We start from the raw sequence: 22909 nt of genomic DNA, 5'->3' as shown, positions 1-22909 counted from the left end.
CGGGCTTATGGGCAAGAAGATGGTTCACGCGGAGACGCGGAGGACGCAGAGAGAAAACGACGGCGGCAGCCGCCCGCCTTCTTCCTCCGCGTCCTCCGCGCCTCCGCGCCTCCGCGCGAACCATTCTATTTCCATAAGAGGTAGTTCACGCGAAGGCGCGAAGAGCGAACATACCTCTCGCGCCTTCGCGCGCCTTCGCGCCTTCGCGTGAAACCGCTTCTATGCTGCCGCGAGCACCACACGGGCGCGCGCGCAATCCGCGTCCATCTGGGCGATCAGCGCCTCCAGGGTATCGAATTTAGCCTCGGGGCGCAGATACGCGATCAAGTCTATTTCGATCTCCTGCCCGTACAGGTCGCCCGCAAAATCGAAGAAATAGGGCTCGAGCAATTCCAGCGGCGGATCGAAGGTCGGGCGGATGCCGAGATTCGCCGCGCCGTCCAGCACGCGCCCGTCCGGCAGCCGCCCGCGCACCGCATAGATGCCGTAAGCGGGCCTGAGATACTTGCCCATATCGATATTGGCGGTGGGATAGCCGATCGTCCGGCCAAGCTTGCCGCCATGTTGCACGGTGCCGCGGATCGCGAACGGCCGGGTGAGCAGCCGCGCCGCCTCGCGCGGGTCGCCGGCGATCAGCGCTTCGCGGATGCGGCTGGAGGACACGGCCGCGCCATCCAGCGCCACCGCGCCGACCGTCTCGACCGAAAAGCCGCGCGCCGCGCCGAATTCGGCCAGCACCCGGACATTGCCGCCCTTGGCCTTGCCGAAGGTGAAATCCTCGCCCGTCACCACGCCGCCGACGGCCAAACAGTCGATCAACCGCTGTTCGACGAATTCCTGCGCGGTCAGGCCGGCGAGCGCGGCATCGAAGCGGAACACGACCATCGCATCGGCGCCGCCGGCGGCGAACAATTCGGCGCGCTGGTCGAGCGTGGTGAGGCGGAACGGCCGCGCGTCGGGGGTGAAATAGCGCACCGGGTGCGGATCGAACGTGGCCACCAATGCCGGCCGTCCCTCGGCGCGGGCACGGGCCACCGCCCTGCCGACCACCGCCTGGTGGCCGAGATGGAATCCGTCGAAATTGCCGAGCGCGACGATGCCGCCGGCAAGGCTGGCGGGGACCGTAGCGCTGCCGTCCAGCCGCTGCATGGGGAGGCTATAGGGGGAGGAAAAAGCGGGCGCTACACCCTTATTCCTCCCCGCGCTCGCTCGGGGAGGGGGACCGCGCGATCCTTCAGCGCGTGGTGGAGGGGTTCTTGCCACGAGCTTGCGTGCGCGGCGTACCCCTCCGTCACGCTTCGCGTGCCACCCCCCGAGCGAAGCTCGGGGAGGATCAGCGGGGCACGATCCCCGTACGGATCACGCGCAACACATTGCCGCCCATCACTTTGGCGATGTCAGCGTCCGAAAAGCCGCGATCGAGCAGCGCCTGCGTCACTACGGCCAGCTGGCTGGTGTCGAACCCGGTGGTCACCGCGCCGTCGAAGTCCGATCCCAGCCCGACATGATCGATCCCCGCCACATCGCGGACATGCGCGATCGCCGCCGCCACCTTGGCCGGATCGGTGCCGCAGATCGCCGCATCCCAATAGCCGATACCGACCACCCCGCCGGTCGCCGCGACGCCCTTTATTTCGGCGTCGGTCAGGTTGCGGTTGACCGCGCAAGTCGCCTGCACGCCGCCATGGCTGGCGACCACCGGGCGCGTCGCGACCCTCAGGATCTCCGCCACGGTAGCGTGCGAGGCATGGGCGATATCGACGATCATGCCGATCCGCTCCATCCGCGCGATGACCTGCCGGCCGAGCGGGGTGAGGCCAGCCTTGGCCTCGCCATGCATCGATCCGGCCACCTCATTGTCAAAGAAATGCGCCATGCCGGCCATGCGGAAGCCGGCGGCGTACAGCGTATCGAGATTGGCGAGCTTGCCTTCCAGATCCTGTAGCCCCTCGATCGACAGCATGCCGCCGACGATCTTCTGGCCATTGGCCCGCGCGGCAAGCAGTGCTTCGAGCTCGGCGGCGGTGCGGATCACGCGGAACTGACCGTTCGACGCGGACGCTGCGCGATTCAGTTTAATCGCGTGCCACAGCGAGCGCTGCAGCAGCGAGTTCCAGGTGCGTACCGGCTGCAACTGCGCAATCGCCAGCATCGTGATGTTGTCGCTGTTGGCGCTGTTGGCGTCGTAATTTTGCCCCTTGGGCGTCTTGGTCACCGAGGAGAAGACTTGCAGCGCGACATTGCCTTGCTGCAGCCGTGGAAGATCGACTTGTCCGCGGGTCGAGCGGGCAAGCAGGTCGCGATTCCACAGCAGCGTATCGGCATGCATGTCGGCGACCTGCAGCGTCGTGTGCAGCGCGCGGGCGCGCGGCGTGATGTTGAGCGCGACGGGGGCGACCTTGTTCATCGAGCGCTCGGCGATGCCGGGCGCGAGGGCGAAGAAGGCGAGGGCAGCGACGATGATCAGCGCGAGCGCGCCGTACAGCCAGTTCTTCATCTGCGTCCCCTGCCCCGTTTACGCTTACCCCGGCGAAGGCCGGGACCCAGCAGTGACGGCAGAGGTAACGGCGCGCAACGTGCATGACCACTGTTTCGCGACTGGGCCCCGGCCTTCGCCGGGGAACGAATTAGGGTTATTGGCGCGCTAGCGTGACGAAGCTGTAGGCCGGACGCCCGCCCTCGGCGGGGTGATCGTCGCGTGCGGTTTCCTGCCAGCCGGCGAAGGCAGGCACGTGCGCGTCGCCTGCTGGCGACAGGTGGATCTCGGTCAGTTCGACCGTATCGGCTCGGTCGGTGAATAACGCATAGATCTCCGCGCCGCCGATTACCGCGACATCCCCCGGCCCGGCCAGCGCCAGCGCCGCCGCCACCGAATGCGCGACCTCCGCACCCGGCGCCGACCAGGCCGGATCGCGCGTCAGCACGATATGGCGACGGCCCGGCAGCGGACTGGGGAAGCTTTCGAACGTCTTGCGGCCCATGATCATCGGCTTGCCCATGGTCTGCGCCTTGAAGCGCTTGAGATCGGCCGGCAGGTGCCACGGCATTTTGCCGTCCTTGCCGATCACGCCATTATCGGCGCGCGCGACGTGCAGCGTGATCATACCGCCACGGCCGCCTTGATATGCGCCTGCGCTTCGTAACCGATCAGCGCGAAATCCTCATAGTCGTAGGCGTCGATGGCGCCGGGATCGCGCAGAATCTCCAGCTTGGGCAGCGCCGTCGGCGTACGGCCGAGCTGCTCGCGCGCCTGCTCGAGATGGTTCGAGTAAAGGTGGCAATCGCCGCCGGTCCAGACGAACTCGCCGACCTCCAGCCCGCATTGCTGCGCGAGCATATGGGTCAACAGCGCATAGCTGGCGATGTTGAACGGCACGCCGAGGAAGATGTCGGCGCTGCGCTGGTAGAGCTGCAAGGAGAGCTTGCCGTTCGCGACATAGGTCTGGAACAGGCAATGGCACGGCGCCAGCGCCATGGCGTGCAGGTCGCCCGGATTCCACGCGGTGACGATCTGGCGCCGTGAAGCGGGGTTGGTCTTGATCTGCTCGACGAGGTCCTTGATCTGGTCGATATGGCAACCGTCTGCAGCGACCCAGTCGCGCCATTGCTTGCCGTAGACCGGGCCTAGATCGCCCGCCGCATCGGCCCATTCGTCCCAGATGCGCACTTTGCGATCCTGCAGCCACTGCACATTGGTGTCGCCGCGCAAGAACCACAGCAATTCGACGATGATCGAGCGCAGATGTAGCTTCTTGGTGGTCAGCACCGGGAAGCCCTTGGCCAGATCGAAGCGCATCTGCGCGCCGAACACGCTGAGCGTGCCGGTGCCGGTGCGGTCCATTTGCTCGGCGCCGGTATCGAGCACGCGCTGCATGAGATCGAGATAGGGTTGCATGGATGAAGCTTAGCGGTGGTGACGCTTCGCGCCAAGCAATACGCAGTTGCGCAGCAACGGAGCTATCGCGATACGATTCTGCGGCTCGACGCTAGTGTCGAGCATGCCCGCCCTGCCCTACTCGACAGTCATGCAAGGCCATGTTCGAGACGCGGCGGACGTCCGCGCATTGTTCGACAAACTGGCTGATGCGACGCTGGAGTGCTGCGGCTTCGCCTATTTAGATCAGCAATGGAGATTGTTGGGAACGCGCCATACGCCCCCCGGTCATGCCGACGGGGCAGCGGTGCCGCTTCGCGACGTGGTGCGCGACGTGCTCGATTTGGAGGCGAGCGCGGTGGTGATGGCGCACAACCATCCGGCCGGCGATCCGACGCCGAGCGAAGCGGATCTGGTGGTAACGCGACGGCTGCTCAGCGCGCTGGAGGCGCTGGATGTCCGGCTGGTCGATCATGTCGTGCTGGCCGGCGCGCGCTGGGCGAGCATGCGTGGCATGGGGCTGCTATAGGACCTGATCCCTTATCCCCACGCAGGCGGGAATCCATAGCCTCGCACGTCGGCGATGATGGTTTCCCGCCTGCGCGGGAATGACGATGTTAGAGGTACACCGAAAGCAAACGGCCTAGCCGATCCGGCAGGGCTTGATCGTCTTCGGGTTTGGCCGTGGCCCCTCGGCGCGGAAGGTAGCAATATAGCCGCCGGCCGAGGGCATGTTCGCCGTCGCCACCTGCGTATACCCGACGCGCGCGAACTCGCATTTGAGCAAGGCAGGCGGCGTTCCGTGATCCTGGGTCGGGCGGTTGGCATCGACCACCACGACCTGGCCACCGGCGCGCAGCGACGGACGCATGCGCCAGAGAAATTCGTAGGGCTGCTCGATCTCGTGATACATATGGACCATGAAGATGCGGTCGAAGCTGTTGTCCGGCAGCTTCGGATCGGACGGCGTGCCGAGCCGCACGCTGACATTGTCGAGCCGCTCGCGCGCCACGCGCTCGGCCAGCGCATCGCGGACATCCTCCTGGATATCCTCGGCCAGCACGCGCCCGTTTTTGCCGACGCGCTGCGCCAGACGGATCGTGTAATAGCCCTCGCCCGCGCCGATATCGGCGACGGTCATGCCGGGCGTGATGCCGGACTTAGCCATTACCTGCCCGGCCTCGTTGAGCCGATCGCGCGCTTCCTCGGTCGACCAGCGTGACGATACGATGTGCGCGACGGGACGATCAGCGGCGGGGAACGTGCCGATGCGCTCCTTGGCCGGTTTGGGCGCGCTAGGCGCGGCTTCGCACGCGGCGAGGGCCAGCAGGCCGACGACCATCAGGGCAGGAAGATGACCGGGAGAGCGGCTCAATCGACGTCCTCTACCTCAACCGCCTCACCCGTGACGCGCTGCGACAAGGCCGCAGCCATGAACGGATCGAGTGCGCCGTCGAGCACGTCGGACGGCGCGGTCGACGTGGTGCCGGTGCGCAGATCCTTCACCAGCTGATAGGGCTGGAGCACGTAGGAGCGAATCTGGTGGCCCCAGCCGATATCGGTCTTACCGGCATTTTCGACATTGGCGGCCTCTTCGCGGATCGCCAGTTCGCGTTCGTAGAGCCGGGCGCGGAGCTGGTTATAGGCTTCGGCCTTGTTCTTGTGCTGCGACCGCTGGTTCTGACACTGCACAACGATGCCGGTCGGGATGTGCGTGATGCGCACCGCCGAATCGGTCGTGTTGATGTGCTGCCCGCCGGCACCGCTCGCGCGGTATGTGTCGATGCGCAAATCGCTTTCGTTATACTCGACGTTGATATCGTCATCGATCACCGGATAGACCCACACGCTCGAAAACGAGGTGTGGCGGCGCGCGGCGCTGTCATAAGGCGAGATGCGCACCAGGCGGTGCACGCCGCTTTCGGTCTTGGCGTAACCGTAAGCGTTTTCGCCCTTGATCAGCAGCGTCGCCGACTTGATCCCGGCCTGCTCGCCGGCGTGGTAATCGATCAGATCGACCTTATAGCCATGGCGTTCGGCCCAGCGCGTGTACATGCGCAGCAGCATGCCGGCCCAATCCTGGCTTTCGGTGCCACCGGCGCCCGAATTGATCTCGACATAAGTGTCGTTGCCATCGGCTTCGCCCGACAGCAACGCAGTGACCTTGTCGCGATCGGAGCGTTCGGCGAGTTCGGCCAGCGCGGCGACGCCGTCCGTCTCCATCTCGGTATCGCCCTCGGCCTCGGCCATCTCGATCAGCTCGACATTGTCGCTCAGCTCGCGTTCGATATTGCGCGTCGCGGTGATCGCCTCGTCCAGCCGACGGCGCTCACGCATCACGTCCTGCGCAGCCTTGGGGTCATTCCACAGCGCCTGATCCTCGACGCGCGCGTTCAGCTCGTCGAGCCGGCGCAGTGCGCGGTCCCAATCGAGGGAGCGGCGCAACAGGGCCAGCGCGGCGTTGATCGTTTCGACATGTGCCTGCGCTTCGGCGCGCATGGGTGTTCTCCAAAAATTCCGTCATCCCAGCGAAAGCCGGGATGTTGCGCGGCTAGAAGCGCGCCAGGTACCGTGAGATCCCAGCATTCGCTGGGACACGATCGGTATGTAATGATGCCGACTAGTAGATTCCGCCCTCTTTCTGCAAGAAATCGCTGTCGGCGCGTTCCGCAGCCCGCGCCGCGGCCTTGGCGGCGCGCGCCTTGGCGGCAGCAACGGCGATCGCCGGATCGGCCACTGCCCCGGCTCGGCGGATCGCCCGGCGCGGTTCGCTTTCCGGCTTGAACGCTTCCCAGATCACCGCGGCCTTGGGATCGGTGCCGGGCCAGGCGCCATAGACCGGCTTGCCGCTGCCGCGATCGATCCGCACCATGCGCACGCCCTCCGGCGCGCGGAACGGCAGTTTATCCATGCCCTCATAGGCCTTGACCGCCCATTGCTTAAAGATCGGCGCGGCCACCGTGCCGCCCTGCGCCGCGCCGCCCAGCTTCTTCGGGCTATCATAGCCGATATAGACGCCGGCTATCATCTGCGGCGTGCCGCCGATGAACCACACGTCGGTCGGGCCGGAATTGGTGCCGGTCTTGCCGAACATCGGGCGATCGAGATCGCGCAGCACGGTGGCGGTGCCGCGCTGGATCACGCCCTCGGCGATATGCACCATCTGATAGGCGCTGATCGCGTCGAGCACCTGCTTGCCGCGGATCACCGGGCGCGGCATTGCCTTGCCGTTCCAGTCGGGCGCGTTGCAACCGTCGCAGGCGCGCCAATTCTCCGGCCAAACGACCTTGCCGTGGCGATCCTGGACGAAATCGATCAACGTGGCGGGGTGGGCACGGCCCTGATTGGCAAGGATGGCATAAGCGTTGACCATGCGCGACACCGTGGTCTCGCCGGCGCCGAGCGCGAACGACAGATAGGCGGGATATTTGCCGACGCCGATCTGGTCCATCAGCCCGACGACCTTGTCCATGCCGGTCTGGCTGGCGGCGCGCACGGTCATCAGATTGCGCGACTGCTCGACGCCCCAGCGCATGGTGTGCGGGCCGGAGCCGCCACCGCCGAAATTGCGGAAGCATTTCTGGCCCAGCCGCGCGCCTTGATAGACGCAGAACGGTCCGTCGACGATGATCGAGGCGGGGGTCATGCCGCCGGCAAGCGCCGCGGCATAGACGATCGGCTTGATCGTCGAGCCAGGCTGGCGTTGCGCCTGGGTGGCGCGGTTGAACGACTGGATGCGAGCGTCGAACCCGCCCTGCATGGCCAGCACGCGGCCGGTGGCCGGTTCCTCGACGACGAATGCGCCGGAGATTTTGGGCACGCTGCGCAAGGCAAAGGTGCCGCCTTCCGGCGCCACGGCGATGATGTCGCCGACCTCGAGCGCGTTGAAGGCGTTGCCGCCCTTGCCCCGCACCGGCATCTGCGCCGCCCAGCGCGGCAGCTCGCCGGTCTGGCCGTTGGAGAAGCCCAGCGTCGCGGCGCTGCCGCCGGTGGCGGTGACGATGGCCGGGCGCCAATCCTTATAGTCGAGCCCGATATTGGTGTTGAGCATGGCCGACTGCCAATTGTCGCCGGCAATCTCGACATGCAGCAACGGGCCGGACCAGCCGCGACCGCGCTCGAAGCGCAGCAGGCCGTCGCGCAGCGCTTCCTGGGCAAAGTCCTGCTGCTGTTCGTTGAACGAGGTGCGCACCCACAGGCCGCCGGCATAGACGCTATACGGCCCGCCTTTCTCGTCCTCGCCGAACTTGTCGATCAGCTGGCGGCGGACTTCCTCGACGAAATAGCCCGAGCCGGCGACCTGCGCCTTGGGCGTCTGGCGGGGCACGGTGCCGAGTGGCTCGGCATTGGCCTGGGCATATTGCGCCTGGGTGATGAAGCCGTTCTTGAGCATCTCGCCGAGCACGTAGTTGCGGCGATCCAGCGCGCGCTGCGTGTTGCGGATCGGATCGTAATTGGCCGGGCCCTTGGGCAGGATGGCGAGATAGGCCATTTGGGCCAGATCGAGATCCTTCAGATCCTTGCCGAAATAGGCGTAGCTCGCCGCGGCCACGCCGAACGCGTTGCGGCCGAGCGCAATCTGGTTGAGGTACAGTTCCAGGATCTGCGGCTTGGTCAGCGCATCCTCGATGCGGTAGGCCAGGATGGCTTCCTTGGCCTTGCGCATATAGCTGGTTTCGTTGCCGATCAGCAGATTCTTGGCGACCTGCTGGGTGATCGTCGAGGCGCCGACCGGGCGGCGGTTGCTGCGCATATTGTTGACCGCAGCGGCGGCGATGCCGGGATAATCGACGCCGTGATGCTCGAAGAACGTCTTGTCCTCGGCCGAAATGAACGCCCGGACGAGCAATTGCGGATATTCGGCATAGCTCAGTTCGACACGACGTTCGCGGGCATAGGAATAGATCGGATCGCCGTCGATGCCGCGGACATTGGTGGGCAGCGGCGGTTCATAGGCCCGGAGCTTATCGACCGAAGGCAGATCGCGGGCGACGAGCAGCCAGATCAGCAGGAGGCCGACCACCCCGAGCGCGGCCAGCCCGGCCAGTGCCTTGACCCACCAGCGCGCCCAGGAGCGCTGGAAAAATCCACGGACCCCATCGGCTTCACGGCGGAGGCGGAAATTGACGGGGGGGGAGTCGGGTGCGGCCATGTGGCCTCAGCCTCTAGCAAGTTTCTCGGAGCTTGCCAGCCTTGGCCAGAAGCGGGCGGGATCCGATGGGCCCCGCCCCTTCAGTTTAGCGGCAGCGGGCCGCGTTGTTGTTGCGGTAACTGCGACGGTTGTTGTTATTGTCGCTCTTGTCGATCGCCTGGCCGGCAAGGGCACCGCCGGCGGCACCGATGATCGCGCCGAGCAGACCCGAACCACCCGGGGCGATCGCCGCACCCAGCGCACCGCCAGCGATACCGCCGACGATCAGACCGGTCGTGCCATCGTCGCGGCGGCAATAATAGCGCCCGTCATTGCCGCGATAGACGCGGTCATTGGCCGACAGCTGGCGCTCACGATAGCGGCGATTGTCCTCGCGATAATAACGGCCGGCATCATAGCCGCCATAAGCGGGATCCGGATTGTTATAATCGTAGCGGCTATAATCGCCGGCATAGCCCGGACGGCCGCCGGTATCATAGGTGCTGCAGCCAGCGACCATGGTCGAGGCGGCGATCAGGCCGAGTGTGAGTGCGCGCATCTTGCTTCTCCCTGTTGGATGCCTGATTAATGCAGGTTAGAAGCTATTCGTTCCGCGTGAGCGACGATTTCCGCTCCTCCTCGCCGCTATCGGGCTGCTCGCGATCGAGCTTGTCGCCGGGGCGACGCGCATCGCCCGGCGCCTGATGCTCGGTCGAGATATTCGGCGCGGGCTGCGTCTCGGTCGGCTTGTTGCTGTCGTCGCTCATCGCCACCACTCCTAGTTCGAGGCGCCGGTCTGGCTGTTCATCTCGCCCTGCGGCGCGACCATGGTCGGCGCGGGGCCGGTGGCGGGGCGCAGCGCCTCGCGCTCGGCCGGCGACATCGGCGCATCCATGTTGGGACGGAAATCGACCGGCGCACGCGCGGAACCGTCATTATGCGGCTGATCGAGCGCGAGATCGGGGGCTTCGTGCTCGGCCGAGCCGGGCGCGACATAAGCGGCGATCTGGCGCCGGGCGAGGAAGCCGGCGACGGCGGCGCCGACGGCGAGCAAGGCGCCGCCGATCGACAGCGCGGTGCTGGCATCGACCTTGGCGCGCGGCGCGGGCTTACGCTTGGTGGTCGTCTTGCGAGGCTTGTTGGCCATGATGGTCGCTTCCCTGTGATGACTCGTTCGGAAGCGTAACCAGCGGGCGGCGTCAGCGTTCCGGCGGCGGATAGCGCGACGGCGCCGGCGCCGCGGAATGGCGGGCGGGCGGGCTATCCGGGAACAGCATGGCGCGCGCGCTATCGAAATCACCGAAATACTGATCGCGGCGCTCGGTCAGCTCGGCGCATTCCGCTTCGTCATAATGGAGCGGATCGCCGAGCAGCGCGCCTTCCGGTTCGCTCAGCGCGCGTTCGTAATCGATATGGCCGAATTCGCCATGTTCGTAGCCGTAAAAGCCCTCGGGCGGGGGGAAGATGGTGTGCCATTCCTGGTCCTCCTCGTCCCACCACACCGGCTCCTGCGGCGCGGCCGGCGCCGAATGTTGAGAATGTTGAGGCGCTCGCGCGGTTTCCGGGGGCGCTGTTTCCGGAGTCGCCGTTTCATCCTCCGGCGCGGCCGGCGCGGCGAAGGCGAGCAGGCCGGCGGCCTCGGCGCGGGCCCATTGCTCGGCGCTCCAGCCGGCCCGCTGCGCCGCATCGAGATCGGCGATATCGATTTCGGCGGCAGTGGCGACGCCGGTGCGCAGGAAACGATCGGCGGCGGCCAGCGCGGCGATCGGCGCGAGATCCGCCGCCTCCCCGCCCAGGCTGCGCCGCGCGACGAACAGGCCGGCGCGCGCCGGGCCGGCATCGCGCTCGACCAGATCGAGGAACGCATCATATTCCTGCGCGACCAGCCGCGCGGCCGTGACATCGGCATCGGGCGCGGCCTCGACCTGGCGATCGAGCCGGGCGAGCAGGCTCATGGCGAGGCGATTGTCATGCCGGTGACGCGTGATCGTGCTGCCATCGCCGCGCACCACCGTCTCGACCTGGCCTTCGAGCGCGCGGACCAGCAACGTCTCGGCGATACAGTCGCGCGCCAGCAAGGTGCCGGCGCGCCAGCCGAGCGCGAACGCCGCGCCCTTCGCGGTGCGGCGGAAGGCATAAGCGGACGAAACGGACAGGCCGACGCGGCCGCACGCCACATCGACGCCATAGCCCTCGGCGATCGCCTCGAGGAACAGACGCTGATTGGCGGCCGACCAACCATCGGCGCGGCGCGAAGAGAGAAGCGGGGTTTCATCCTGCGGGAGAAAGGTCTCGCTGGGCATGTGAATGGTCATCGGAGCCTCCTTATGGGAACATAAGGAGAACTAGATATGCCGAATCGGGGCTTGTAGGACAGCCCCATCGGCAAAAAAATTTGCGGGGCAAATTTAGAGCGGATTAGGCGGGGCCGGCTGGCGTCGCTCGGGCGACGACCGACGGCGCGGCGTGGCGCTGCGGGGCTGCGGGGCGCGGCGCTGCTGGGCGGGGAAGAAGACGAAGAAGAAGCGGGATCCCGGATCAAGTCCGGGATGACGGGGGGTGTGGGGTGGCTCTTCCTTCACCCTTGCGCCTTCCCCGGCGGACGCCGGGGCCCAGTCGGGAAGGTTGCGGTAACGGCGCGCAACGCCTGACCGCATGGCCGTCGCTCCTGGACCCCGGCGTCCGCCGGGGTACTAAGGGGAGCGTCAGCGCGCCTAACTTGCGGCATTTGCCAAACCGCCGTCGCCCCCTAAACCCCTCAGCCGACACAGGGGGGAAACCATGAGTCCGTTCGAACTGGTCTTTGCCGTCTATGGCCTGTTGCTGGGCCTCGCCATTGCCGAGGTGCTGGGGGGATTTTCGCGCTGGATCAAGTTGAAGCGCGGCACCAAGGCAGTGCGGATCGGCTGGCTGACGCCGTTGCTCGGGCTGCTGGTGATGCTCGATCTGACCAGCTTCTGGATGCTCGCCTGGGATGCGCGCGAGCAGATCAGCGCCAATTACATTACCTTGGTCGCGGTGCTGGCGATGGTCGGCGTCTATTATCTCGCCGCGACGTTGATCTTCCCCGACACGCCGGAGGAATGGCCGGATTTCGACGATTGGTACGACAAGCAGAACCGGCTGGTGATCGGCGGGCTGCTGGCGGCGAACGTGGCGAGCTGGATCGGGGTCGGCGTGCTGCAGGTGCTGCATCCGCTGCCCGAGGTGGCGCCGGTGGCGGGGAGCGATGTGGCGACCGTAATCTATATGGTGACGGGCTTTTCGGTCCTGGGGCTGTTCGGGGCGCTGCTCCGGGTGAAGGGGCGTAGGTGGAACGTCGCGATGCTGGCGGTGCTGTGCGTCCTGATGGTGGTTTCGGGGGTGGTGGAGCCGTATGTGGCTTAAACAGAAGAGACGATCTCTAACATCTATCCACACCGGCTTGTGATGCACCGCTAATGCAAATCAGCGATGCACCACCCCGGTCAGATTTTATCTGCACATAGCTTTAGCAGAATGCCGCTCATCGTGTTGACGGTATTTCTCATATCCTCGTTTTGGGCTCGCAATCGGACCAGCTCTTCCTGGATACGTTGTATCGTTTCATCGCCCTCACGCGAATTTGCCGAGCTATCACCATTGGCAGGCTGGTTATTGGCCCCCGTAGCAGCCTGTGACAAAGCACGGCTAACCCACGCATTGAGTTTCATACCGCTGCGCTTTGCAGCATCGCGGCTAACTTCTACAGTCTCTGGTGCCAAACCTTTTAACGTCCATTGACGCGAATCTGAACGAGCTACATCCGGCTCAGCCACATTGATCGAGAGCGGCGAGCGAGCATCTATTTGATTCGATACTTGATCGGTGGTGGACATGGCGCTCCTCCTTAAAATGATAAACAACGTTCGGGTTGCCTGGCGGCAACCCGTCAGGGTACGTTGCGGTTCCTTTGTGGTCGCCGTGTTAAACGGATACAAGCTTAATATTCGTTTACGGGTACCAAATTTTTCAAATGTTGCAGATTAGCACCCCTTGAAGGGTACCTTCATAAGGCCCATGTTGGATATCACATAAGGGGAATGCGATGCCTAGCGAGCGAGCACCAACGGAGGATAATGACGGCCTAGAGCAGGCTGCGTCAATTCTTCAGCTTGAAGTAGATCGTGCGGTGACGGAGCTTCGTTCCGCGCTTAGTGCAATGGCGAAATTACAACGACTACACCCTTCGCTGATGGGTGTGATTGCGCTCATGGATCGCGTCGAATTCCACGTTATTTATGATCCTGGCGAATCCGCATTCGAGCTTAACGAAGAAGCCGGAGTGGTAGCGTTCCGCTCTCACGGCTTGGAACTGGTGGTCGAGGGTGCGCAACGCATCGTGGATGAAGTCGGCCTGACCGATCCCGAGGAAATTGCTCATCAGCAGCAGCTGGCGATCAATTTGTTCATCGCTCATGAGCTGCTCCATATCTGCCAAAATTTTCCGCATTTCCCGACCGTGGCCGATATCAAGAAGGGTGCTCCCGGTATCGGCTTGCCGCTTTTGGATGCCGTAGCGGATATCGTTGCCGCTTCGATATGCGCACACGCTGAAAACATGCGCCTCGGCGGCGATGCTGAAGGCGATTTTCTACGGCGCTTCGCCAACACTTTGGTCATCTCGTACGCAATTGGTTCACTGATCTTCGATGCCCGGACGAAGCCGGAAAAACGACAAAGATCTCTAGGACTGTTGGTTTCTGCGATGATGATCCAAGCGCTCTCAGAAGACCGCTTGAACATGAAAAATGTGAACCCGGCATGGAAGCCGACGTCCCCATTACTCTTGCTCAACATAGAATCGTCAGGCGCGTTTAACGCGTTTGTAGTGGACGAAATCGCAGGCGTACTTTTCAAAAATTACGATGATGCATCAAAGCCCATCGCGCTGGCTTTGTGGGAAAGCGTTGGAACGTCGCCGATCCATCATACTCTGGTTTTGGTGTCGACCTTGCTCAAGCAGATCGACGTTATCCACTAGCGTCCGTCGATCTGCCCCTTGATAGCCACGGTTCAAATATCGCCTGGTAAAGCTCGCCGCGACCTTCACCACTTGCTCGGTCGCGCCTTCGGCGACGATCTCGCCGTCGTTGACCTTCGGTCGCGTTCGGCCCAAGCCGCACTCCGGCCCCGGCTCGAGCACCCCCTACCCCTTATTGCCTGGCTCATAACGCCGCGCCATCCTCGTGCCCCACAACAGGCAGAGACTAATGATGGCATTGGCCGCTATACTGGCCGTCATGGCGCAAGCGGCGCTCGCCCCGGCGCCGCGCGATCGGCGCCGTGCCCCGATCACCGTGACGATCACCGGCAATGGCTTGCGCTCCAATAGCGTGTCGAGCGACGAGACGGCGGCCTATTGCGCGCGGTTCCGGCTCACGGTGCGGCAGGTGCGCGGCTATTTCGCGCGCGCTGAAACCGTAGATGATCGCGCTTATAACCACGATCTCGATATGTCGCGCTGCCATGCCCGCGGCACGGTGCGCCTGCCCGATGGCGATGGCGGCCGCTGGACGATCGATCGGGCGCGGCGTGGTGTGCTGGTGCGGCGCGACGGATCGCGGCGCTACATGGTGTGCACCGCCTGCCCGGCGCCGCCATTCGACGAAATCGACCCGGCCGACGCGCCGTAGCGCGCCGGCCGATCGGTCATTTCGCGGCGGCGCGCCCCTTGCGCGGCTTGGCCGGCGCAGGGATCGCCGCGCGCGGCTCGAGCAACGGCTTCAAATACCGGCCGGTAAAGCTCGCCGCGACCTTCACCACCTGCTCGGGCGTGCCCTGCGCGACGATCTCGCCGCCCTTCACGCCGCCCTCCGGGCCGAGATCGAGCACCCAGTCGGCGGTCTTGATCACGTCCAGGTTATGCTCGATGACGACCACCGTATTACCCTGCTCGACCAGTTGGTGGAGCACTTCGAGCAATTTGCGCACGTCCTCGAAATGCAGGCCGGTGGTGGGTTCGTCGAGGATATACAAAGTCTGGCCGGTGGCGCGGCGGGACAGTTCCTTGGCGAGCTTGACGCGTTGCGCCTCGCCGCCCGACAGCGTCGTCGCCTGCTGGCCGACCTTGACGTAGCCAAGGCCCACCTCGACCAGCATCGCCATCTTGTCGCGGATCGGCGGCACCGCCTTGAAGAATTCGACCGCATCCTCGACCGTCATGTCGAGCACGTCGGCGATGCTCTTGCCCTTGAACTTCACCTCCAGCGTCTCGCGATTGTAGCGTGCGCCGTGGCACACGTCGCAGGTGACGTAGACGTCGGGGAGGAAGTGCATCTCGATCTTGAGCAGGCCGTCGCCCTGGCATGCCTCGCAGCGGCCGCCCTTGACGTTGAAGCTGAAGCGGCCGGGCTTGTAGCCGCGCGCGGCGGATTCGGGCAGGCCGGCGAACCAGTCGCGGATCTGCGTGAAGGCGCCGGTATAGGTGGCGGGGTTGCTGCGCGGGGTGCGGCCGATCGGCGACTGATCGATGTCGATCACCTTGTCGAGATATTGCAGGCCGGTGATCTTGTCGTGCTTGCCCTGCACGATGCGCGCGCCGTTCAGCTCGCGCGCGGCGGCGGCATAGAGCGTGTCGATGGTGAAGCTGGATTTGCCGCTGCCGGAGACGCCGGTGATGCAGGTGAAGGTGCCGAGCGGGAGGCTGGCGGTGACGCCGCGGAGATTGTTGGCGACCGCGTTGTGGACGGTGATCTTCTTGCCGTTGCCCTTGCGGCGGGTCTTGGGGACGGCGACTTCGCGGCGGCCCATCAGGTAATCCGCGGTGATGCTGCCTTCGGTGTTGAGCACTTCCTCCAGCGTGCCCTGGGCGACGACCTGGCCGCCATGGACGCCGGCGCCGGGGCCCATATCGATGACGTAATCGGCGGTGCGGATCGCGTCCTCGTCATGCTCGACGACGAGCACGGTGTTGCCGAGATCGCGCAGCCGGCGCAGCGTCTTGAGCAGCATGTCGTTGTCGCGCTGGTGCAGCCCGATGCTGGGTTCGTCGAGCACGTAGAGCACCCCGCTGAGGCCGGAGCCGATCTGCGAGGCGAGGCGGATGCGCTGAGATTCGCCGCCCGATAGCGTGCCGCTGGTGCGATTGAGGTTGAGGTAATCGAGCCCGACATTGTTGAGGAAGCCGATGCGCTCGAGAATTTCCTTGAGGATGCGTTCGGCGATGGCATTCTGCTGGTCGCCGAGCTGGCTCGGGACCTGTTCGAACCAGGCCAGCGCGTCGACCACCGACAGGCGCGTGACCGAGGAAATGTCGCGCATGCCGATCTTGACCGCCAGCGCCTCGGGCTTGAGCCGCGCGCCGTGGCACACTTCGCACGGGGCGCTGGATTGGTATTTGCTCAGTTCCTCGCGCATCCAGGCGGAGTCGGTCTGCATCAGGCGGCGGTTTAGATTGCCGATCACGCCTTCGAACGGCTTCTTAACGTCGTACGACTTCTTGCCGTCGATAAAGGTCAGCGTGACGGGCTTGCCCTTGGTGCCGTAGAGGATCGTATCCTGGATCTCTGGCGGCAGATCGGTCCAGGCGGTGTCGACGTCGAACTTGAATTCGCGCGCCAGGCTGCCGAGCACCTGCATGTAATAAGGCGACGGGGGATTGGACTTGGCCCAGGGGACCACGGCGCCCTTCTTGATGCTGAGCGCGTGATTGGGCACGACGAGATCGGCGTCGAACAGCATCTTCTCGCCCAGACCATCGCAGGCCGGGCACGCGCCCTGCGGGGCGTTGAACGAGAACAGCCGCGGTTCGATCTCGGCGATGGTGAAGCCCGAGATCGGGCAGGCGAACTTCTCGCTGAACACGATGCGGCCGGGGGGCGCGTTGTCGCCGAGGATTTCCTGCTTGGGCGTGTGCGCCTCGACCGGATCGGCGGGATCGACATAGGCCAGCCCCTCGGCCAGCTTCAGCGCGGCCTCGAAGCTTTCCGCCAGGCGCGTGGCGACGCCGTCGCCGATGACCAGGCGATCGACCACCACTTCGATGTCATGCTTGTACTTCTTGTCGATCGCCGGCGCTTCATCGATCTCGTAGATCTCGCCATCGATGCGCACGCGGGTGAAGCCGGCTTTCTGCCATTCGAGCAGTTCTTTCTTATACTCGCCCTTGCGGCCGCGCACGACGGGGGCGAGCAGGTACAGCCGCGTGCCCTCGGGCAGCGCCATGACGCGATCGACCATCTGTGACACGGTCTGCGCGGCGATCGGCAGGCCGGTGGCGGGCGAATACGGGATGCCGACGCGCGCCCACAGCAGGCGCATGTAATCGTAGATTTCGGTGACCGTCGCAACGGTCGAGCGCGGGTTGCGGCTGGTGGTCTTCTGCTCGATCGAAATGGCGGGCGACAGGCCCTCAATATGATCGACGTCGGGCTTCTGCATCAACTCCAGGAACTGACGGGCATAAGCGGAGAGCGATTCGACGTAGCGGCGCTGGCCCTCGGCATAGATCGTGTCGAAGGCGAGGCTCGATTTGCCGCTCCCGGAGAGGCCGGTGATCACCGTCAGCGTATCGCGCGGGATGTCGATCGAGACATCCTTGAGGTTATGTTCGCGCGCGCCGCGCACGGAGATATGAGTCAGCATGCGGGGAGTTCTACTTCTGTTCTGTTTTCTACGCTAGTCCTTGGAAATAGGAAGTGCGACAGGCTTTCGCCAGCGCAGCGGACCACCTTACGCAACCGCCGATTAGTGTTGTGCATCGCGTGTTGCCGACATAATACACGTCGACTACGGCCGTAGTCGACAAGGGGCGGGTGTGATGGGGCGGATCTTACGAACATGGGCATGCTGCGCCGCGACGATGGGCGCGCTGCCCGCGGCCGCGCAAACCGCCTCGGCCGCCGAGCCGGCACCTGGCCAAGCGCAAGCCCAACCGGCGGCAACGCCGGGGGCCGCGGCGCGGCGCGTATACGACGCGGCCTATTTCGCCGCTTACTCGCCCGCCACCGCGCTGCAGATGGTGGAGCGCGTGCCGGGCTTTGCGATCGAGAATGTCGATCCCGAGGTACGCGGGTTCGGGCAGACCGCGGGCAATGTCGTGATCAACGGGCAGCGGCCGAGCGCCAAGAGCGAGACGCTCGACACGATCCTGGCGCGCATTCCGGCGAGCCGCGTGCTGCGCATCGAGGTGGCGCCAGGCGACCAGTTCGGCGCGGATTATTCCGGCAAGGCCCAGGTGCTCAATCTGGTGCTGACCGCGGGCGGCGGCCTGGCCGGCACGGTACAGGCCGCGGCGTCGCGCGATTTCACCGGCAAGATCCGCCCGGCGGGCAGCGCTTCGGCGCTGTTCAAGCGCGGCAATTCGACCTTCAATGCCTCGGTGACGGTGGAGAATGACGATACGACGGAGGAGGGCAGCGACCGCCTCGTCACGGTGCCCGGCGGGCAGCAGACGGAATATCGCCGCAAGATCAACACGATCGACGAACCCAGCGTCGCGGTGGCTGCGTCCTGGGCGCATGATGGCGGGACCAACCGCACGGCGCATGTCAACGCCCGCCTGCTGATCGACCGCTTTCGACTGACCCAATCGAACGACGTTACCCCGCTGATCGGGCCGCGGCGCGACGATCGGCTGACCCAGCGCTACGGCACCGATGAATATGAACTGGGCGGCGATGTGACCCGTCCGTTCGCCGGCGGGGCGCTGAAACTCATCGGCCTGGCGACGCGGCGATCGCGGCGCGATGTCGATGAATCGTTCAACCGTATCGCCGGTGTGGTGATCGGCGGGTCGACGCAGGTGCTGGACGACAGTCTGCAGGAAACGGTCGCGCGGCTCGTGTGGAGCAAGCCGAATGTGCTCGGCTGGACGATCGAGACCGGCGCGGAAGGCGTGATCAACCGGCTCGACAGCGATGTCGATTTGGCGCTGCTCAACCCCGGCGGTGGCAGCACGCCGATCGACCTGCCGGTCGATCAGGCGGTGGTGAAGGAAGTGCGCGGCGAAGCGTTCGTCACGGCGGGCGGCCCGCTGACGCGCACGGTGCGGCTCGATCTCGGGCTGACGCGCGAAGCATCGCGGCTGACGGTGACCGGCGATGCCGAAGCGGAACGGTCGCTGAGTTTCTGGAAACCACGGATCGTGCTCGACTGGCGGCCCTCGGCACAGTGGCGCGCGCAGCTATCGGTGCAGCGCACCGTCGCGCAATTGCAGTTCGAGGATTTCATCAGCGGCGCCGAACTGGCCAATGATCGTGTCAATGGCGGCAATGTCGATCTGCTGCCGCAACGCGCCTGGGAAGCGCTGGCAACGATCGAGCGCAAGATCCTGGGCGACGGGCTGTGGAAGCTGGAACTGGGCTATAACCGCGTGTCGCTGGTGCAGGATCGCGTGCCAACGCCGGAAGGGTTCGATGCGCCGGGCAATCTCGGCAATGGATCGACCGTCATCGTGCGCAACCGGATCGATGCCCCGCTGGGCGGTTTTGGGATCAAGGGCGGGCGGCTGACGCTGTACGGATCGTATGTCTCGACCTCGGTGGTCGATCCCTACACCCTCACGCACCGGCCGTTTTCGGGCAATGCGCTGTTCGCCGGCGAGGCGACGTTCCGCCAGGATTTGGGCAAATGGGCGTGGGGCTTTTCGCTCACCGGCAATACGCGGTCGACGATCTACCGGCAGGACGAGACCGACAGCAACAGCCAGGCGATTCCCTATGTCACCGCCTTTGCCGAGTGGCGGCCCAACGCCCGGACCTCGCTCAACCTGACGCTCGACAATCTGACCAGCGCCCAAGCGCGGCGCGAGCGGACCTTTTACGAGCCCGACCGGCGCAACCCGGCGGCCTCGCTGATCGAATATCGCGAGCGCAACCGGCATGTCGTGCCGACGCTGACGTTAAAGCGGACCTTGGGGTGATCAATTCCTCCCCGAGCTTGTCTCGGGGAGGGGGACCGCCGGCAAAGCCGGGGGTGGAGGGGTGAGCCGCGAACTTCGCGCTTGTGGCGAGAACCCCTCCCCCCGGCTGAAGAAGCCGGGCGGTCCCCCTCCCCCAGCAAGCTGGGGGAGGAATTGTGTCAGCCGCGCCCGCGTAACCCCGGAATCATGCGCGCGAGGACCGTATCGCGCAGCAGGAAATGGTGGCGCAGCGCGCCGCCGGCGTGGAGCACGACCAGCGCCAGCATGACCCAGCCGAGCAAACCGTGCGCGTTGCCCGCAGCATTGCCGACCGCCGGGCCGACTGGCAGAAACGGCACGTCGACCAGACCGAAGAAATCGAGCGGGCGGCGCTTGGCCGAGCCCGAGACCATGGCCCAGCCGCTCAGCGGGAGGGCCAGCATCAGCACATAGAACAGGAAATGCGTGATCCCCGCGACCGTCCGCTCCCACGGCGCGACGCCGGTGGGGAGCGGCGGCGGGCGGTGGGTCAGGCGCCAATAGATCCGGCCGAGCGTCAATGCCAGCACGGTCAGGCCGATCGACTTGTGCACCGGCATGACCCAGGCGATCCCGTCGAACAGCGATTCGTGCAGCAGGCCCAACGCCAGATTGGCGAGCACGAGCAGCGCGATGGCCCAGTGGAACCAGATGGCTACCTGGTGGTAGCGGTCGCCCCGGGCCATCGCGCCGCGCATTATTGCAGCTGCAGTTCGGGCTTGGGCAGCTTGCCCTGCGCCATCTGCCGGCCGAACACGTCGCGCATCAGCGACAGCGAGAAGAGGTGCGCGTAGATCAGCGGCAGCATGCCGTTCTTGTGGATCTTGCGCAGCTGATCGCCGCGCAGATCGGCGAGCTTCTCTTCATTGACCATCTGGAAGCCGCGATAGATGAATGGCTGCTCGGCGCCGTCCGGCTGGATGGTGATCTCGCCATCCATCAACAGGCCCATGTCCTTCAGATCCTTCATGAAGTTGCCGGTGCGGACACCGGCTTCCTCGAACTGCTCGTTAAAGCCCAGGATGTTGGTGACGATCTCGGTCGGCTTGCCATCGGCGAACAGCGGCGTGCCATCCTCGAACGCGCCGATCGTCTCGGTGGTGGGATCGAAGCAGAGCGACAATTCCTGCGCATCGGGGCGCAGCTTGGCGAGCAGATAGGGATAGCGGCGGATATAGGCCGGCAGATAGATCGTGCCATCGAGCAGGCGACCGTCCTGGTCGAAGAACACGTTGACGCCTTCGTTCATGCCCATCAGCGCGATCGGCACGGCATCGTCGCCAAGCGTGAAGACGATCGGCATATGACGCTGGACGAGCGGGAATTCCTCGACCGTGACCGGCACGGCATGCTGATCGACGACGAACGGCGCGCGATCGGCCTCGCGTACCTTGAAATTGGCATGCGCCTCGGATGAGAGCGGCTCGAGCGCCTTGTAGAAAAGCGGGAGCTGGACGTTCTGCGGCGCGCTGGCCATCGGTATCTCCATCGACATTAAGGCCGCCCCCCGGCGGCATAGCAGGTGCGCCGCTCTATGGCGTGGGACGATCCGGCGCAAGCGCGACAAGCTTTCCCGGATTGAACAAGCCGCGCGGATCGAGGCCGCTTTTGATCGCGCGCAACGCGGCCATGCGGGCCGGCGCGGCAAGCCGCTGCAACTCGGCCAGCTTCATCTGCCCGATGCCGTGTTCGGCCGAGATCGAGCCGCCCGCAGCCGTGACGAGATCGTGGACATAAGCGGTGACGATGGGGGCGAGATCGGCATACCAGCGTGCCGGGTCCATCCCGGCAGGCGCGCGGACGTGGAAATGCACGTTGCCGTCGCCGAGATGGCCGAAGCCGCTAGCATGCGTGCCGGGGAAGCGCGCGTCGCAAGCGGCGGCGGCGTCGAGCATAAAATTCGGCATCGCGGCGACGGGCACCGAGATGTCGTGCTGCGCGGCGGGGCCGGAGGCGCGCTCGGCCTCGGAGATCGAATCGCGGATCCGCCAGAAGCTTTCCGCCTGCGCTTCGCTGGCGGCGATCACCACGTCGGCGGCCAGGCCGCTGGCCAGCGCGGGAGAAAGCAGGCGTTCGAGCAGGTGCGACGGCGGCTCGGCGGCGGGATCGCTGGCGACCGCCTCGATCAGCACATGCCACGGATAATCCCCGGCGAGCGGCGCGCGGGTTGCGGGGATGTGGCGCAGCACGGCGGCGAGCGACTCTGCCGGCAAGAGTTCGAAACTCTCGACCGCCTGCGTGGCGGCCTCGAGCAGGCGCAACAGCGTCAGCGCGGCGTGCGGGCTGGCCAGGCCGACCCAGGCGACCGCGCGCGCGGCGATCGCAGGGGCGAGCCGCACGGTCACCGCGGTGATCACGCCCAGGGTTCCTTCCGCGCCGACCAGCAGATGATCGAGATCGTAGCCGCGATTGTCCTTCTTCAGCGCGGCGAGCCCGTCATGCACCTGGCCATTGGGCAACACGGCCTCGACCCCGGCGATCAGGCTGCGCATCGTGCCGAAGCGCAGCACCTGCGTGCCGCCGGCATTGGTCGAGGCGAGCCCGCCGAGCGTCGCGCTGCCGCGGCTGCCCAACGTGAGCGGGAAGCGGCGGCCTTCGGCCGATGCGGCGGCGTGGAGATCGGCGAGGATCACGCCGGCTTCCACGATCGCGAGATTGGCGGCGGGATCGATGTGGCGGATCCGGTTGAGACGGCGCAGCGACAGGATCAGCGCGCTGCCATCGGCGGGCGGCGTCGCGCCACCGACCATCGAGGTGTTGCCGCCCTGCGGGACCAAGGCGACGTCGTGTTCGGCAGCGAGCCTGACGATCTGGGCGACGGCGGCGGTGCTGTCGGGCGCGAGGATCGCCGGCGTGGCGCCGTGATAGCGGCCGCGCCAATCGTGCAGCCAGGGCTCGATATCGTGCGGATCGTCGATCACCGCTTTATAGCCGAGCGTGGCGCGGACGGCGTGGATCAGACGGGATTGGGCCGGGGTCATATGCGCTGCGCTATCATGTCCCC

At 65.4% G+C, this 22909-nt stretch carries 21 protein-coding genes; 5 read left to right on the top strand and 16 right to left on the bottom strand.

The genetic code is table 11. The features are described from left to right. Nucleotides 1-219 precede the first annotated feature (219 nt). From U1739_RS11720 to U1739_RS11705, 4 genes are all read right to left on the bottom strand, one after another. Nucleotides 220-1149 carry a bifunctional riboflavin kinase/FAD synthetase gene (locus tag U1739_RS11720; protein WP_332708219.1) on the bottom strand — a complete coding sequence of 310 codons (930 nt, stop codon included), beginning with the start codon at nt 1147-1149 and terminating at the stop codon, nt 220-222. A 184-nt stretch (nt 1150-1333) separates the two neighbouring features. After that, a complete protein-coding gene (locus U1739_RS11715; RefSeq protein ID WP_332708217.1) occupies nt 1334-2497 on the bottom strand; it encodes a dipeptidase in 1164 nt (387 codons plus the stop codon). 136 nt (nt 2498-2633) lie between these two features. Beyond that, a complete protein-coding gene (locus U1739_RS11710; RefSeq protein ID WP_332708215.1) occupies nt 2634-3104 on the bottom strand; it encodes a dihydrofolate reductase in 471 nt (156 codons plus the stop codon). Then, on the bottom strand, nt 3101-3895 hold the full coding sequence (locus tag U1739_RS11705) for a thymidylate synthase (protein ID WP_332708213.1): 795 nt from the start codon (nt 3893-3895) through the stop codon (nt 3101-3103). Before U1739_RS11705 ends, U1739_RS11710 begins: the two co-directional genes overlap by 4 nt. 103 nt (nt 3896-3998) lie before the next feature. On the opposite strand from U1739_RS11705, the gene U1739_RS11700 reads away from it, so the two are divergent. Next, nucleotides 3999-4403 (top strand): JAB domain-containing protein, encoded by a 405-nt coding sequence (locus tag U1739_RS11700; protein ID WP_332708211.1) that lies wholly within the window; start codon nt 3999-4001, stop codon nt 4401-4403. A 114-nt stretch (nt 4404-4517) separates the two neighbouring features. On the opposite strand, the gene U1739_RS11695 is transcribed toward U1739_RS11700, so the two are convergent. The 7 genes from U1739_RS11695 to U1739_RS11665 all read right to left on the bottom strand — a co-directional run bounded on the left by U1739_RS11695 (nt 4518) and on the right by U1739_RS11665 (nt 11320). Continuing rightward, the gene (locus U1739_RS11695; RefSeq protein ID WP_332708710.1) at nt 4518-5216 is read right to left on the bottom strand and encodes a class I SAM-dependent methyltransferase; all 699 of its coding nucleotides are present in this window, start codon (nt 5214-5216) and stop codon (nt 4518-4520) included. Between the two features lie 29 nt (nt 5217-5245). Then, nucleotides 5246-6373: a peptide chain release factor 2 gene (gene prfB, locus U1739_RS11690; RefSeq protein ID WP_332708209.1), complete on the bottom strand. Its 1128-nt coding sequence runs from the start codon at nt 6371-6373 to the stop codon at nt 5246-5248. 121 nt (nt 6374-6494) lie between these two features. Further along, nucleotides 6495-9026: a penicillin-binding protein 1A gene (locus U1739_RS11685; protein WP_332708207.1), complete on the bottom strand. Its 2532-nt coding sequence runs from the start codon at nt 9024-9026 to the stop codon at nt 6495-6497. Nucleotides 9027-9111: 85 nt separating this feature from the next. Further along, nucleotides 9112-9564 carry a hypothetical protein gene (locus U1739_RS11680; RefSeq protein ID WP_332708205.1) on the bottom strand — a complete coding sequence of 151 codons (453 nt, stop codon included), beginning with the start codon at nt 9562-9564 and terminating at the stop codon, nt 9112-9114. A 43-nt stretch (nt 9565-9607) separates the two neighbouring features. Then, on the bottom strand, nt 9608-9772 hold the full coding sequence (locus tag U1739_RS11675; RefSeq protein WP_332708203.1) for a hypothetical protein: 165 nt from the start codon (nt 9770-9772) through the stop codon (nt 9608-9610). An 11-nt stretch (nt 9773-9783) separates the two neighbouring features. After that, on the bottom strand, nt 9784-10152 hold the full coding sequence (locus U1739_RS11670; protein WP_332708201.1) for a hypothetical protein: 369 nt from the start codon (nt 10150-10152) through the stop codon (nt 9784-9786). Nucleotides 10153-10204: 52 nt separating this feature from the next. After that, nucleotides 10205-11320, bottom strand: coding sequence for a hypothetical protein (locus tag U1739_RS11665; RefSeq protein ID WP_332708199.1), 1116 nt, complete (start codon nt 11318-11320; stop codon nt 10205-10207). Between the two features lie 466 nt (nt 11321-11786). Here U1739_RS11665 and U1739_RS11660 point away from each other — a divergent pair, with 466 nt between their 5' ends. Continuing rightward, nucleotides 11787-12392 carry a hypothetical protein gene (locus U1739_RS11660; protein WP_332708197.1) on the top strand — a complete coding sequence of 202 codons (606 nt, stop codon included), beginning with the start codon at nt 11787-11789 and terminating at the stop codon, nt 12390-12392. 80 nt (nt 12393-12472) lie between these two features. Here U1739_RS11660 and U1739_RS11655 read toward each other — a convergent pair whose 3' ends face one another. Further along, the gene (locus U1739_RS11655) at nt 12473-12862 is read right to left on the bottom strand and encodes a hypothetical protein (RefSeq protein WP_332708195.1); all 390 of its coding nucleotides are present in this window, start codon (nt 12860-12862) and stop codon (nt 12473-12475) included. A gap of 209 nt (nt 12863-13071) precedes the next feature. Between U1739_RS11655 and U1739_RS11650 the strand changes: the two genes are divergently transcribed. Both U1739_RS11650 and U1739_RS11645 read left to right on the top strand, forming a co-directional pair. Next, on the top strand, nt 13072-14007 hold the full coding sequence (locus U1739_RS11650) for a hypothetical protein (protein ID WP_332708194.1): 936 nt from the start codon (nt 13072-13074) through the stop codon (nt 14005-14007). A gap of 232 nt (nt 14008-14239) precedes the next feature. Continuing rightward, nucleotides 14240-14659 (top strand): hypothetical protein, encoded by a 420-nt coding sequence (locus U1739_RS11645; RefSeq protein ID WP_332708192.1) that lies wholly within the window; start codon nt 14240-14242, stop codon nt 14657-14659. Nucleotides 14660-14675: 16 nt separating this feature from the next. On the opposite strand, the gene uvrA is transcribed toward U1739_RS11645, so the two are convergent. After that, the gene (uvrA, locus tag U1739_RS11640) at nt 14676-17609 is read right to left on the bottom strand and encodes an excinuclease ABC subunit UvrA (protein ID WP_332708190.1); all 2934 of its coding nucleotides are present in this window, start codon (nt 17607-17609) and stop codon (nt 14676-14678) included. A 175-nt stretch (nt 17610-17784) separates the two neighbouring features. Here uvrA and U1739_RS11635 point away from each other — a divergent pair, with 175 nt between their 5' ends. Continuing rightward, nucleotides 17785-19887, top strand: coding sequence for a TonB-dependent receptor (locus U1739_RS11635; RefSeq protein WP_332708188.1), 2103 nt, complete (start codon nt 17785-17787; stop codon nt 19885-19887). Nucleotides 19888-20045: 158 nt separating this feature from the next. Here U1739_RS11635 and U1739_RS11630 read toward each other — a convergent pair whose 3' ends face one another. The 3 genes from U1739_RS11630 to U1739_RS11620 are packed head-to-tail and all read right to left on the bottom strand — an operon-like array spanning nt 20046 to nt 22886. After that, nucleotides 20046-20591 (bottom strand): cytochrome b, encoded by a 546-nt coding sequence (locus U1739_RS11630; protein ID WP_332708186.1) that lies wholly within the window; start codon nt 20589-20591, stop codon nt 20046-20048. An 11-nt stretch (nt 20592-20602) separates the two neighbouring features. Further along, on the bottom strand, nt 20603-21382 hold the full coding sequence (locus tag U1739_RS11625; protein WP_332708184.1) for a SapC family protein: 780 nt from the start codon (nt 21380-21382) through the stop codon (nt 20603-20605). 55 nt (nt 21383-21437) lie between these two features. Then, nucleotides 21438-22886, bottom strand: coding sequence for an FAD-binding oxidoreductase (locus tag U1739_RS11620; RefSeq protein WP_332708182.1), 1449 nt, complete (start codon nt 22884-22886; stop codon nt 21438-21440). Nucleotides 22887-22909 lie beyond the last annotated feature (23 nt).

The organism is Parasphingomonas puruogangriensis, assembly GCF_036663635.1.
Lineage (GTDB): Bacteria > Pseudomonadota > Alphaproteobacteria > Sphingomonadales > Sphingomonadaceae > Sphingomonas.
The sequence above is the reverse complement of the archived record's forward strand: the minus strand, read 5'-3'. Positions and strand labels throughout refer to the sequence as shown.